This is a genomic window from Burkholderia sp. PAMC 26561, from assembly GCF_001557535.2.
Classification (GTDB): Bacteria; Pseudomonadota; Gammaproteobacteria; order Burkholderiales; family Burkholderiaceae; genus Caballeronia.
The window spans coordinates 190584-204686 of record NZ_CP014310.1; the positions used below are offsets into that span (position 1 = coordinate 190584).

Genomic DNA, 14103 nt, shown 5'->3' on the forward strand with positions numbered 1-14103 from the left:
TTAGTCAGGGATAAACCTCGCACGCAGCTAAACCAAAAAATTCAACTAACGGTCTAGCCGTCTGACTTCATCATCACCAGACCAGGAACGTACCTGCGTCTGTGATTAGTCATCAATGAGCCAGCAAGGTCATCAGACTGAAAAGAAAAATGGGCGAGACAGGGCTCTTACGTGTTGTAATTGCGGAGCCGTCAGAAAATCAAAAATTGCCTCTCCCGTTCGACGTTGCTGGCACGCTAGCCGACGGTCGCGAGTACGACACTCTCAAGCAAGCGGCTTGGGATCACTCGTCGATGCGCGCTAGGGCGTCGCCTACACCTATGCGGCCTCGTGGAACTACCTCCGCCGTTATGCCACCAAAACCTCGCGTCGCGTTATATCCGCCCACGCCAAGCGTTCCCTCGGGGCGCGAGCAGGGATGACAATAGCCTGTCTTCCTTCGCATATATGAGTCCCATGCGAACGAAGGGTACGCAGCGGAAGGTTCGTGCAAAAGATTTAGAGTGGCGAATACTTTCACAACAATAACAGATTTGTTTTTGCGCACGCCGCTGGACCTTATCAATCGGCAGTTTTAGGCTGATCGACCGAACCACCTGTGGGTTTTGGATCTTACCTATGTGGCGACCTGGAGGGATGGCTTTAGTTGGCTTTGTGGTCGACGTCTTCGCCCTGCACATTGTTGGCTAGCGCGTCAGCAGTTCAATGCGCACGAGTTTTGTACTTGATGCGTTGAACTAGCAGTGTGGGCAAGCCAACCAGATCAACACAGCCGGTTGATTTACCATTCGGATAGGGGTTCACCAAGCTGGAATGGACGTCACGTTTAACAACCCTTGATTGCTGGAACCCTCGGTCACATTTCTTCCGCCGAAGCTGAGGAAAATACTACTACCCGCAGCTCTGCAATCAAGTTTTCCCACTGGCGGCTTAACCTCGGCACCAACAGCGTCCACTGAACCGGGACGGTTCACCTTGCCTGACGGGAGTTCAGCACCAGTAGGCTGCAAACGTTTGTACCGTCTACCGGCCGGCGTAGCTGCTGCCCCGCAGGCGTTGCAGTTGAGGTGATAGAGATCATCCGGAAGCACAAGGAAAGATCTTAAGAGGCTACTCGAGTGGGTGAAGGCTGATAGGCGCTATACACTGCAACTCTCAGCTCTCGCTCGCTCTAGATTGGCGTCGATCCTGACCAAAAAGCCCAGCAATTGTGTTCGTTCTTCATTTGTCAAGCCTGTCAGGGCCGTCTCGCAAGCTTCATCCATCACTAGTTTGCCGTCAGGCATCTGTTTAGAAGCACGTGCGGTTAGCGAGATGAGTCGGCTGCGCCTGTCGGCTGGATCGGGCACGCGGTCGATCAAGTTGTCACGTTCCATACGGTTTAAAAGTTGGGCCATACTGGACCGCTCGACCTGTGCGATGCTTGCCAGTTCTGCTTGAGACAGAGCACCGTCACGTTTCAACGTCAACAAGACTGGCATTTGGCCAATTGCGAATCCAAGCTGCCGCAAAGGCGTGTCGACTAAAGCTGCAAACGTTCGATATACCTGTCCGACTAATCTCATGGGACGATCTGGATCGTCAAAGTGCGGCTCGCTTGACATGTTGTAGCCTCTTACCATTGGAAAGGCACCTATCTTATATGATTTTCCTACGGATTCAAGCTCCGAAGTAGCGCCCGCTAAGCTGCAACCCACGCCGGTCTTATATGCATACGTTTTTAGCTAAAGGATAGGTGATACACCCTGCTCCATGGCGCTTTTGAGAGCGGTAGTCATCGACAATGTTTGGAGCTCCGACCAAGCTTTGTGTATTGCGAAAACGACTGTACGCGGAAAACATAAGTCTTCGTTCAAGGCGGCTTGCACCGGACGCAGTCGATGCCTGAGATTGCGCGGCGTCCGTTTGCCGATCGCCTGCTCTATAGATTTGTGGAACGCCTGCAACCTGCAGGCGTTCATTTTTCCATGCGCTAGTTTGAAGTTCGCGAGTCGATTGCCGCGTTACGAGGGTCGTCTCATATGCTCGCTGTAATCTGAACCGTGAATCGTTCGAATTTGGATGCGAGGTTGCGCTGCGGTTTTTCGTTTAACTAGGCAGCGCCACCATCCGCAACCCACGAAGCATCAAGCGAGTGCGGTGGTCCTGCGCTTCAACAGTAATAACTGCTCAGACTGTTGTTTTTTCGGACTGGAAGCTCGAGCGCAGTGGAGTAAGCCAGCATAAACATCATTTAGCTATCAAGATTCTTCCCTCGAGGCCGTTAGTAGTCGCATACAACACACGATGTAACGTCTTGATGATGAGTAGAAAACGCCATTTGCATCAGTGGATCACCGGCACCGCCAGCATCGCCGCGATGGGATTTCTTTGCGCCTCATACATCTCTTGCGCATTTGCGGATGACACCCCGGCTCCGGACAACGCAAAGCACATGTTCACGCTGAGCGGCTTCGGCACGCTCGGCATGACCCATTCGAGCCTGGACACAGCCGACTTCACGAGTACCGCATTCGAGCCGAACGGTGCCGGCCATAGCCGCAAGTACGACTTCGCCGACGACAGCAAGATCGGCCTGCAGCTCACCGGCCAGTTCACCGACAAGCTATCGGCTGTTGTCCAGGTTGTGTCCGAGCATCGCTACAACAACACGTTCGTGCCAACGCTCGAGTGGGCCAACGTAAAGTACGCCATCACCCCCGACCTGAGCGTGCGTGCCGGGCGGATCGAGCTGCCTACTTTCCTGAACTCGGACTATCGAAACGTGGGTTATGCGAATCCCTGGGTGCGGGTGCCGATCGAGGTTTATAACACCGTGCCAATCACCAACAGCGACGGCGCGGATATGTCGTACCGGTTGCGTCTGGGCGCTGTCGCGGACACTGTTCAGCTGCTCTACGGCTACAGCTCGTTTCACGTCAACCCGGGCATGCTCAAAGCATATGGAACCGCGATCACCGGTGTGTTCGATACCGTCGAATACGGCAACCTCACGCTGCACGCCGGATATCTTCACGCCAACGTCAAGCTGGATTTCCTGCCTGAAAAAGAACCGGTGAATGTCTACAGCATCGCCGCGGCCTACGACAGTGGCCCGTGGTTCGTTCAGGGCGAACTCGCACGCGTCACCGTGAACCAGGTCACGCCGGGCTACGTGAGCGGCTATGTGACAGGCGGTTATCGCCTGGGCAAGTTCACGCCGTTCGCCACCTACTCGCAAGCGCATTCTCTTGACCGCCCCACTCTCGCCTACAACTACAACATGGGGCAGAAGGACATTTCGTTCGGGTTGCGCTGGGACGTCGTCAAGAACGTGGATCTTAAAGTGCAGTACGACCATGTCTGGCTGCCCGCAAACTCAACCGGCTCATTCATCAACTTCCAGCCGAACTATCAACTCGGCAGCGGCACGAATGTGATCAGCGCCGCGCTCGACTTCGTCTTCTGATGAGTGCACCGTGAAAAACGCCAACCAATACATCAGGTCAGCATTGATCGCCATGCTTCTCGGGTTGTCCGGGGAGTCGGCAATGGCCCAGCTCATCGTGGTCGTATCCACCAAGAGCACGCTCACGGCATTGAGCGAACAGCAGATCGCGGACATCTTCCTCGGCCGCGCGGCCTACTTCCCGGGTGGCGGCAGCGCCATACCCGTCGATCTGCCCGAGGATGCAGCCGCGCGCAGCGAGTTCTACCGCAGGATCACGGGGAAGTCCTCTTCGCAGATGAAGGCTTACTGGTCCAAGCTGATTTTCACCGGCCGCGGCCAGCCGCCCCGCGAAGTGCAGGACCCTGCGGCAATCAAGCGAGCGCTTGCCGAGACGCCGAACGCCATTGGATACATGGATTCCCGCGATATCGATGCAAGTGTCAAACCGCTGCTGACGCTCAACTAGCGCAAAGCGGCGCGGCACGACAAAGGCGCTTACAAGGCGTCCTATCCCTAAATACATAGGACGCGATTGTCTTTCCATATCGCGCAGTGAGATACCGGAATTGGCACGATGAACTTCAATCGCCGAGAGTTACCCGCGAAACGCGGTATTTCAGATCGACAACCGGAAAGTGCCCTCGATGCAGGCAATGCTGCCGCGAGACCCACGCAATTCGTCGGGCGGGGAGCGCGCGCAATCGTGAAACGGCTTGCCGAGGTCTACATCCTGATACCCGTTTTCACGGGCCTGCTGCTTTGCATTGCGTGGGCAGCGGTGTTCCATCTGATTTCGGTTGAAGGCGATGTTGCCGAAGATACGGCTGCGCAGTCGAGCCGTGAGATCGCCGACACCTATGAAGCACAACTGGTGCGCAACCTCAGTTCAATCGACCAGACGCTCAAGACGGTCAAGTACGCCTACGAAACCAAAGGCGGCACAGCCATGGACGAGCTGCAGGCGAAGGGCCTGCTGCCGCCGTCCATCGTTTTCCGAGTGTCGGTCGCGGGAGCCGACGGAAGCGTGTTTGCAGCGTCCGGGTCGCATGGGCCCTCGAATGTCTCGACGGACCCGTGCTTCGCGGCATTGCGTGCGCAGATCGATGCATCGATGCCCTGCGTGAGCCGCGTCAGCCTCAATCACGATACTGACACGCCCGAGATCACCTTCAGCCGTCGCCTGGAGCACGCCGATGGCAGCTTCAACGGCAGCGTGATGCTCGCCATGGACCCGGCCTATTTCACGAGCGGTTATGAATATGCCCGCATGGGCGACAAGGGCATGCTGCTGCTCGCCGGGACGGACGGCGTCGTGCGCGCCCAGCAAACGGGCGAGTCCACGTCGTGGGGCAGGTCGATATCGACCGTGGCAATTGCAGTCGCGCAGCAGGCGCTTGCGAGCGGTGCGAGGGTCGGCCCGTGGGACCAGGGCGTGCGGCGTTACACCACCATCCGCGCAATCCACGGCTTTCCGCTGATTGCGATGGTCGGTCTCAGCCAGGGCGAGCAGCTATCGGTTTTCCGCAAGCACAGGCACAACTATGTCCTGTGGACGGCCATTGCCAGCGCCTTGCTAATCGTGCTTGCCGCTGCGCTCAGCCGGTCGAGCTGGCAGCTTGCCGTCAGCCGCCGCCGCGCACGGCAGGCGCAGCAGACCTATTACGCGGCATCGGAAAGAAGCCTCGACGCGTTTTTCGTCTTTCGTTCGGAGCGCGATGGCGCCGGCAATCTTCTCGGCTTCGTCATGACCGACGCCAACCGGCGTGGCAGCGTCGTGCTCGGACTGCCCCGCGAGATGCTGGTTGGCCGCAGTCTCGACGCGATCTTCCCCGACGCGCGCCAGAACGGCATGTTCGATGAATTTGCGGCCGTAGCGGAAACCGGAACGGTCCACGAACACGAATGGATGCACCTGTGTACCGACGACACGAAAGTATGGCTCCAGCGTCAGGTAGTGCGCGTGGACAACGGCGTGGTGGCGATCATGCGCGACATCAGTTCGCGCAAGCGCGCGGAAGTGCGCCGCGCCGAGCACAATCGAGTGCTGGAAATGATCGCGACCAGCACGCCGCTCGAAGAGGTGTTGTCCTATCTTGCAAGCCTGCTCGAATCGCAGATCTCGCGTGTTGCGTGCGTCGCGTTGCTGCGTGACGACGACGGCCTGCATCTGAAACTGGGCGCCGCGCCGGGGCTTTCCGAGCTGTACCGGAAGCGGATCAACGGCTCGCCCGTGAGCCTCGATGCAGGTCCGAGCGGCCGGGCAATTCACACACGCCAACCCGTCTACATTCCGGACGCAAGCAAGGACCCGGCTTTCATGGAGCAGATGCAGGCGTATGGCTTGAGCGGCTTCCAGGCATGCTGGGCGATTCCCATCCTCGCGCACGACGGCAGCGCCTTGGGCGCGCTCACATTGTTCGCCCAGGACGCGCACGAGCCCAGTGCGATCGAATCGCAAGTCATCGCAATGGGAACCCGCATTGCGGGCATTGCCATCGAACGGCATCGTGCCGAAGAGCGTATCCGGCACATGGCCAATCATGACGCGCTGACAGGCTTGCCCAACCGTACCTTGCTCTCCGACCGCCTGAATCAGGTACTGCTGCATGCGCGGCGATACGAGCGCGGCGTCTCGGTGGTGTTCATCGACCTTGATAACTTCAAGCTCATCAATGACAGCCTCGGGCATCGCGCGGGCGACGATCTGCTGCGCACGGTCGCGGCTCGCATGTCCGATTGCCTGCGCGCAACGGATACGGTGGTTCGTCTTGGCGGCGATGAATTCGTGATCGTCCTGTTTGACGAAGAGCAGAATGGGCCGGGCATCCACAAGACCATCGAGAAGATCCGCGAACGGATCATGGAACCGGTCGAACTGAACGGCGAGCAATATCGGGTGACGTGCAGCATGGGCGTGGCGAGCTATCCGGCCGACGGCGCCAACGCCGAAAGCCTGCTGATGAACGCCGATGCCGCCATGTACCGCGCCAAGGAACTCGGGCGCAACAACTACCAGATGTACACGCACGAGATGAACATCAAGGTGCACGAAAAACTGCGGCTGCAGGAGCAGTTGCGCGTGGCGTTATCGAACGGGGAGTTTCATCTCGAGTATCAGCCGCAAGTCGACCTGCGCACGGAAAGCGTGTTCGGGGTAGAGGCGCTGCTGCGCTGGCAGCATCCGACCGACGGCAACATCTCGCCCGCCACGTTCATTCCGGTTGCGGAGGAGACGGGCCTCATCATTTCCATCGGCGACTGGGTGCTGCACAAGGCCTGCATGCAGAACAAGCTGTGGCAGGACATGGGCTTCGCACCCATGACGGTGTCCGTCAACGTATCCGCGCGGCAATTCCTGCAGAAGGAACTCGTGTCGCGCGTGGCGCATGCGCTCAGCGAAAGCGGCCTGGATCCTCAGTATCTCGAGCTGGAGCTGACTGAAAGCGTGATCATGCAGGATCTCGACGGCGCGATCGCGACAATGCGGCAGTTGCAGGAGATGGGTGTGCGTTTGTCGATAGACGACTTCGGCACGGGATATTCGAGTCTCAGCGCGTTGAAGCACTTCCCGATCGTGCGCCTCAAGATCGACCAGTCATTCGTTCGCGAACTGCCGGGCAAGGACGACGACCGCGCAATCGCAATGGCCGTGATCTCGCTTGGGCGCCAGTTGAATCTCAAGGTGATCGCGGAAGGTGTGGAAACAGAAACGCAACTCGCCTTCCTTCGCGACAACGCCTGCAACGAGATCCAGGGTTATCACTACAGCAGGCCGTTGAAATCGCACGATCTGGAGCAGCTTCTCAGCCAGCCGTTCGTGTGGCCGGTCGCGGCTGCAGCACTCGTGAATTAACGTCTATCAAATCTCGGAGTCTTTGTAGGATCGGGCTGGGTGAGACGTCAAGTATCTTTCAATCAACTTTCTGCAAAATCCGTGCATAAAACTGGCTAAATCAGATACACCACGCAATCGAATTCCTATCTAAACCTTGGGCTCCAACACGGCGATTGCGTCTTGAGATCCGTCAAACGCAGGCGAAACGAATGTTGCACCCATACTGCGACCGAATCTTTTACGCCTTAGGATTGCCTAGTCCACTGCGTCATTGACTTGGCACCGGGCGAATTCGACGGGAAGGGTCGTCATATTTCCACTTGATTGGTTTCGGGTTTTGATTGTGCTCGCGGATATAACGCATCAGTTTGCGATCCAGATCCTTCACCGACGTGAAGACGCCGCGAGCAATCACATCACGCTGAATGCGTGAGAACCAGTTTTCCACCTGGTTGAGCCACGAAGAGTAAGTCGGCGTGAAGTGCAAGCGCACGTTGCGATGCGCGGTGAGAAAGTCGACCACCCGCTGCGTCTTGTGGCTGCTTACGTTATCGCAGATCACGTGGATTTCCCGACGTTTGGGCTGGCTGGCGACGACGTCAGTCAGAAAGGCCACAAACTGCTCGCTGGTGTGGCGCGACGCGGTCTTGCCCAGCACCTCGCCGGTCGCCGTATTGAACGCCGCGAACAGGCTGAGTGTCCCGTTGCGTTTGTATTCGAAGCCATGGCTCTCGGCGCGTCCCGGCGACAGCGGCAGCATCCGGTCCTTACGCTCAAGTGCCTGGATCGCGGTCTTCTCATCCACGCAGAACACCGCCGCGTGCGCCGGCGGGTTCAAATACAGCCCAATCACGTCGGCAGCCTTGGTCTCGAAGTCCGGATCGTTAGAGACCATGTGCCGCTCCAGGCGCTGCGGCTTGATGCCATGCTTGCGCCAGATGCGCTGCACGGCCGAGACCGACACATCGCCCAGCTCTGCTGCGAGCTTGTAGCTACTCCAGTGTGTCGAACCGTCGGCTGGTTTGTGCTTGAGGGTGCGGTTAAGTACACGCGCTTCCAACTTGGCAGGCGGCTGCTCAGGAGCGCGCCCGGGATGGCGAGCGTACATGCCGGCCAGTCGCTCGTTGAGGAAGCGCCCCGACCAACGTGCGATGAAACGCGAGTCGCAGCCCAGTGCGCTCATAATCCCGTCGCGCGATTCACCGTCCTCGAGCATCAAGATCAATTTTGCACGTCGCACGTCCGCCGCGCGCACCGTTCGGCTGCGTGCCGCTGAAAGTAATTGCGCACGTTCGGTATCAGTCAGATTCATTTTTCCCATGCCCTAAATTCGAACATAGATGGGGTGCGAAGTCAATGACGCAGTGGACTAGTGTTGCGTCCCAGAAATAACTTTACGTAATTATGCAATGGTTTATGATCGAATCTGGGATGGAGGCGATCATGGGACGCAAGGGAATCGAGGTTGTGGTGTCGGAACTGGAGCGTGAACAGTTACTGTCGATGAGCCGCTCGCGATCGTTACCTCATTCATTGGTTCGTCGGGCGAAGATAGTTCTGATGGCTGCTGACGGTTACACCACACTAGAAATTGCGGGGCAGTGCGAAGTAACTCCGCCAGCGATTACGCACTGGAAGAAGCGGTTTGTCGAACGTGGACTCGCCGGTTTGCACGATGAAGCACGCCCAGGGCGACCACGTGCGCATGACGATGAAGCGGTGGCCGAACTGCTGGCAAAGGTGCTGCATGAGAAGCCGGATGGGGCTACGCACTGGAGCGTTCGTTCCGCTGCTTCACAGACCGGCATTTCGAAGAGTTCCGTGGCGCGTTACCTCTCGCTGTTCGGAGTGCAGCCTCATCGTTCGAAGAGTTTTAAGCTTTCTACTGATCCTTACTTTGTCGAGAAGGTGCGCGATATTGTCGGCCTGTATCTAAGCCCGCCGACCAACGCCCTGGTGCTCTGCGTCGACGAGAAGAGCCAATGCCAAGCGTTGGAGCGTACGCAGCCGATGTTGCCCATGGGGCTGGGCTACCTGGAAGGCGTCACACATGATTACGTGCGGCACGGAACCACAACCTTGTTCGCCGCGCTGAACGCTGCAACCGGAGAAGTCATCGCGCAATGCAAGTCACGCCATCGACATCAGGAGTTTCTCGCCTTCCTTAACCACGTCGACCAAGCGGTCCCTGCAGACCTTGACGTGCATCTGATCGTCGACAACTATGCTACGCATAAACACCCGAAGGTGAAAGCATGGCTGGCGAGGCGTCCGCGCTATCACATGCATTTCACGCCGACTTATTCAAGCTGGCTCAATCAGGTGGAGCGCTGGTTTGGACTTGTTACCCAACAGGCCATCCGCCGTGGCTCATTCAGGAATGTGCGCCAGTTGATTGTCAGCATCGAACAATATGTGACGCAGTACAACCAGCACAAGCGCGCGTTCGTCTGGACAGCAACTGCCGATTCGATCCTCCAAAAGGTCGCCCGTCTATGCAAAGTTATTTCTGGGACGCAACACTAGCAGGCTGGTGAAATACCTCATGTAGCGGTCATCCGTGACGAAGGGGTAAACGTTGAACCGATGTCATCAATGAGAGCGAGATGGAACGGATGCGTGGGCCAGATGGTTTTACCGAATCAATGTTCACGGTGTTGAAGTTGGACGATTTTGTGCCGAAGGACCATCCTTTGCGTCCGATTCGAACGTGGCTCAATGACACGCTCAAACGCATGGACGATGTGTTTGCACGGATGTACGAAGCCAACGCGAAAGGAGGCCGGCCGAGCATCGCGCCGGAGAAGCTGGTGCGAGCTCTTTTGCTGCAGGTGCTGTACTCAATTCGTAGCGAGCGCATGCTGGTGGAACAGATTTCCTACAACATGCTGTTCCGCTGGTTCGTCGGCCTGCCGATGGACGGGACCGTATGGGACCACTCGACGTTCAGCAAGAACCGCGACCGGTTGCTCGAGCACGACGTGCTGGTGTTGCTGTTCAACGAGACAGTCGAGACCGCGCGCCAACGCGGGTATCTTTCTCGAGAACACTTCAGCGTCGATGGCACGTTGATTCAGGCATGGGCCAGGCACAAGAGCTTTGTGCCCAAGGCGAGTTCAGACGACGATGACACGCCTCCTGACGAACCGCCCGCCCCGAGTGACAATTGGCGCGGACAGAAACGCAGTAACGAAACGCATCAATCCACGACTGACGAGCAGGCGCGCCTGTTTCGCAAGAGCAAGGGAACTGGAGCGATGCTCTGTTATATGGGGCATGTACTGACCGACAACCGGCACGGCCTGGTGGTCAACGCACAGGTGACGTTGGCGACGGGCACCGCCGAGCGCGACGCGGCGGTGCTGATGCTCGCCGATGCCGCGAGTGTTGCGCCGCTCGGCACCACGGTGGGCGCGGACAAGAACTACGACGCCACCGGCTTCGTCGCCAGTTGTCGCGCGAATTGCGTCACGCCGCATGTGGCGCAAAACGATGGACGTCCCGGAGGTTCAGCGATTGACGAGCGAACTACGCGCTGGCCAGGATACGCCGTCAGCAAACAAAAACGTAAGCGCATTGAGCAGGTATTCGGATGGGGCAAGACAGTTGGTCGAATTCGCCAGGTCATGCATCGGGGACTTGAGCGCGTAGACCAGCTCTTCGTGCTGACGCAGGTCGGCTACAACCTAACGCGTATGCGCACACTCGCGGATTGAGGGGCAAGGAGGCAATGAGAAACACGATATCGTGAATCCGCGAGCAACGTCGAATGCTCGCAAACATGTTTTGCGTTTAAAAAGTGCGAACCCACCACTCGGCTTAATGCGCTCGAACGCATCAGCGACGGGTACTTCAACGGCCGGCTAGTGTTGCGTCCCAGAAATAACTTTACGTAATTATGCAATGGTTTATGATCGAATCTGGAGGAATGGAGGCGATCATGGGACGCAAGGGAATCGAGGTTGTGGTGTCGGAACTGGAGCGTGAACAGTTACTGTCGATGAGCCGCTCGCGATCGTTACCTCATTCATTGGTTCGTCGGGCGAAGATAGTTCTGATGGCTGCTGACGGTTACACCACACTAGAAATTGCGGGGCAGTGCGAAGTAACTCCGCCAGCGATTACGCACTGGAAGAAGCGGTTTGTCGAACGTGGACTCGCCGGTTTGCACGATGAAGCACGCCCAGGGCGACCACGTGCGCATGACGATGAAGCGGTGGCCGAACTGCTGGCAAAGGTGCTGCATGAGAAGCCGGATGGGGCTACGCACTGGAGCGTTCGTTCCGCTGCTTCACAGACCGGCATTTCGAAGAGTTCCGTGGCGCGTTACCTCTCGCTGTTCGGAGCGCAGCCTCATCGTTCGAAGAGTTTTAAGCTTTCTACTGATCCTTACTTTGTCGAGAAGGTGCGCGATATTGTCGGCCTGTATCTAAGCCCGCCGACCAACGCCCTGGTGCTCTGCGTCGACGAGAAGAGCCAATGCCAAGCGTTGGAGCGTACGCAGCCGATGTTGCCCATGGGGCTGGGCTACCTGGAAGGCGTCACACATGATTACGTGCGGCACGGAACCACAACCTTGTTCGCCGCGCTGAACGCTGCAACCGGAGAAGTCATCGCGCAATGCTAGTCACGCCATCGACATCAGGAGTTTCTCGCCTTCCTTAACCACGTCGACCAAGCGGTCCCTGCAGACCTTGACGTGCATCTGATCGTCGACAACTATGCTACGCATAAACACCCGAAGGTGAAAGCATGGCTGGCGAGGCGTCCGCGCTATCACATGCATTTCACGCCGACTTATTCAAGCTGGCTCAATCAGGTGGAGCGCTGGTTTGGACTTGTTACCCAACAGGCCATCCGCCGTGGCTCATTCAGGAATGTGCGCCAGTTGATTGTCAGCATCGAACAATATGTGACGCAGTACAACCAGCACAAGCGCGCGTTCGTCTGGACAGCAACTGCCGATTCGATCCTCCAAAAGGTCGCCCGTCTATGCAAAGTTATTTCTGGGACGCAACACTAGTTGAAACCTGAGGGTGGAACGAAATGAACGACCCCCGCAAATCGACCAGGACGCGTCGCAGGCGGACCTTAATAGGCCCCCGGCATCAAAGTACCCAAATTGGACGATCATGAGATGTTCACAGGCAAACCGGAGGGTCCGAAAACGAAGCATACGATAGTTGGTGTGGACATCGCAAAGAACGTCATGCAAAAGCATTGGGTCGATCCCGACACCGCAAGGTTGGGAATAAATCAATCAAGCGGGCAGCGTTCTCGAGCACTTTGCAAATCGCTCTCCATGCCTAATTGAAATGGAAGAGGGCGGCGGCGATCAACACTGGGCTCGGCGACTGATCGAAATGGGTCATGATGCAGCCGATGCACGTGCGATCTGGATGGCCACGCAGATGAATAGCAAGGCGATTGCCGTAAAGACCGAGGCACAACAAGACGTCTTGGCACTGCATCGCATGCGTCAACAGCTCGTGAAGTTTCGTACCATGCAACTAACAACCTTCGTTTTGCCCACTGAATACGGCGAAGTGATGGCTCGAAGCAGGATTGCATTGGACAAGGCCGTTCTGGGTGTTTTGCAGCGCTTGCCTGCCGTTCTTTTAGACACGCCGTGTGAGCAATGGCGCGGCTTAGAAGACCTTGACAAGCAGATCACTGAAATCGAGCGACGTCTGCATGCGTGGATGAAGCAGGACGAGGCTTGCAAGGCAATCGCTGCCATACCGGGAGTCGGCGGCGACTGCAGCAGTCGCGACGATGGGTGATCCGAAGCCTTTAAAGTCAGGACGTGAGTTTGCCGCATGGCTTGGGCTGGTGCCAGGGCAAACTGGATCGGGCGGAAAGGTTCAGCTACTAGGAATTAGCAAGAGAGGAGACGCCTACGTGCGGACTTTACTGATCCAGGGCGCCAGAAGTGTTCTGGCACATGCGAAAAAACCTTCGAAATGGATCCAGCAAATACAGACGCGACGACCTTCGAACGTGGTGGCGGTCGCGCTTGCAAACATGATGGCGCGAATGATTTGGGCAGTATTGGCGAACCAAACGCCATATCAAAAGGAGCATGTCAGCAAAAAACCAATTTGAACATCAGGCCTTGCCGATGATAACAATCACAGCAGGATGAACGTCGAAAGTTGCGTTGGAAATTAAGTGAGATGACAAACTAGGTCGGACCGGGACTTACTAAACCTGAAAACTTCAAGGAGTTTCTAGCTCGCGGGTGGATTGAGGCGCAAGTCAGCGGATTTCATAGGGACGCACGGTGCAGCAGGCCGTAAAAAGGTCGAATATAGAGATGCAACCATCCTGTCCGTTATCACGCTTGAAAACGAGGGCAAAGGGGGCCGTTCGTATAGAGGAGTTAGAAGTGACCACACCCGGAGGAATTTGGGTGACCGCCCGGGACGTTGAAACATTCGTCCTTCCCCGTGACCTCTGAAACGGGTATGAGCCGGATGCCGTCTTTCTTGCCGTCGGGCGCGTACCTGCAAAGGCAGATTGCGCGATGCGCAATATGCTAACCCGTCATGCGTCGCGCCGACGGGTAATAAAGCATTGACTCGATCGAGCATAGCGGGGCCGGACAGAGGAGGGGACACAGCGGGCAATCTAACCGTCTTTAAGCCGGATGTTCCGATGACGGTTTCGTTTTCTCACAGAGAAAATTCGGATTTCCGGAGAAAGCACGACCTTTGTTCCTTGCCGCTTCCTTTTTGCTCTTCTTAAGGGCTCGCCATCTTCGGAACCCTCCGCATGCCTTCCCCATTCCCCTTTTCGCTCCCGTCTCCGCTGGCAGTCGCATTGATTACTTCGATGT

7 protein-coding genes and 4 pseudogenes are annotated in these 14103 nt (G+C 57.0%); 8 read left to right on the top strand and 3 right to left on the bottom strand.

Annotated features, from left to right (window positions below):
• Positions 1-518 precede the first annotated feature (518 nt).
• A pseudogene (locus tag AXG89_RS43745) lies at positions 519-803 on the top strand (DDE-type integrase/transposase/recombinase); the annotation flags it as partial.
• A 336-nt stretch (positions 804-1139) separates the two neighbouring features.
• Here AXG89_RS43745 and AXG89_RS31420 read toward each other — a convergent pair.
• Positions 1140-1604 (bottom strand): MarR family winged helix-turn-helix transcriptional regulator, encoded by a 465-nt coding sequence (locus AXG89_RS31420; RefSeq protein WP_062174888.1) that lies wholly within the window; start codon positions 1602-1604, stop codon positions 1140-1142.
• Positions 1605-2434: 830 nt separating this feature from the next.
• On the opposite strand from AXG89_RS31420, the gene AXG89_RS31430 reads away from it, so the two are divergent.
• The 3 genes from AXG89_RS31430 (at position 2435) to AXG89_RS43750 (ending at position 7283) form a co-directional block, all read left to right on the top strand.
• On the top strand, positions 2435-3448 hold the full coding sequence (locus tag AXG89_RS31430) for a hypothetical protein (protein ID WP_162916168.1): 1014 nt from the start codon (positions 2435-2437) through the stop codon (positions 3446-3448).
• A gap of 10 nt (positions 3449-3458) precedes the next feature.
• Complete coding sequence (locus AXG89_RS31435) at positions 3459-3896, top strand: phosphate ABC transporter substrate-binding protein (protein WP_082771678.1); 438 nt, start codon at positions 3459-3461, stop codon at positions 3894-3896.
• A 108-nt stretch (positions 3897-4004) separates the two neighbouring features.
• Positions 4005-7283, top strand: coding sequence for a bifunctional diguanylate cyclase/phosphodiesterase (locus AXG89_RS43750; protein WP_062174468.1), 3279 nt, complete (start codon positions 4005-4007; stop codon positions 7281-7283).
• A gap of 250 nt (positions 7284-7533) precedes the next feature.
• On the opposite strand, the gene AXG89_RS31445 is transcribed toward AXG89_RS43750, so the two are convergent.
• A complete protein-coding gene (locus AXG89_RS31445) occupies positions 7534-8586 on the bottom strand; it encodes an IS630 family transposase (RefSeq protein WP_062174470.1) in 1053 nt (350 codons plus the stop codon).
• A 122-nt stretch (positions 8587-8708) separates the two neighbouring features.
• Here AXG89_RS31445 and AXG89_RS31450 point away from each other — a divergent pair, with 122 nt between their 5' ends.
• The 4 genes and pseudogenes from AXG89_RS31450 (at position 8709) to AXG89_RS31465 (ending at position 13370) form a co-directional block, all read left to right on the top strand.
• Positions 8709-9791, top strand: coding sequence for an IS630 family transposase (locus AXG89_RS31450; RefSeq protein ID WP_119024744.1), 1083 nt, complete (start codon positions 8709-8711; stop codon positions 9789-9791).
• Positions 9792-9880: 89 nt separating this feature from the next.
• Complete coding sequence (locus AXG89_RS31455) at positions 9881-10981, top strand: IS5 family transposase (protein ID WP_062174889.1); 1101 nt, start codon at positions 9881-9883, stop codon at positions 10979-10981.
• 224 nt (positions 10982-11205) lie between these two features.
• Positions 11206-12288, top strand: a pseudogene (locus tag AXG89_RS31460) (IS630 family transposase).
• Positions 12289-12402: 114 nt separating this feature from the next.
• Positions 12403-13370: pseudogene (locus tag AXG89_RS31465) on the top strand (IS110 family transposase).
• A 319-nt stretch (positions 13371-13689) separates the two neighbouring features.
• Here AXG89_RS31465 and AXG89_RS45055 read toward each other — a convergent pair.
• Positions 13690-13770: pseudogene (locus AXG89_RS45055) on the bottom strand (phage portal protein); the annotation flags it as partial.
• Between the last annotated feature and the right edge of the window lie 333 nt (positions 13771-14103).

Coding starts and splice junctions, on each gene's coding strand:
- AXG89_RS31450 (WP_119024744.1), top strand. CDS start 8,709: ATGGGACGCAAGGGAATCGAGGTTGTGGTGTCGGAACTGGAGCGTGAA.
- AXG89_RS31420 (WP_062174888.1), bottom strand. CDS start 1,604: ATGTCAAGCGAGCCGCACTTTGACGATCCAGATCGTCCCATGAGATTA.
- AXG89_RS43750 (WP_062174468.1), top strand. CDS start 4,005: ATGAACTTCAATCGCCGAGAGTTACCCGCGAAACGCGGTATTTCAGAT.
- AXG89_RS31430 (WP_162916168.1), top strand. CDS start 2,435: ATGTTCACGCTGAGCGGCTTCGGCACGCTCGGCATGACCCATTCGAGC.
- AXG89_RS31455 (WP_062174889.1), top strand. CDS start 9,881: ATGCGTGGGCCAGATGGTTTTACCGAATCAATGTTCACGGTGTTGAAG.
- AXG89_RS31445 (WP_062174470.1), bottom strand. CDS start 8,586: ATGGGAAAAATGAATCTGACTGATACCGAACGTGCGCAATTACTTTCA.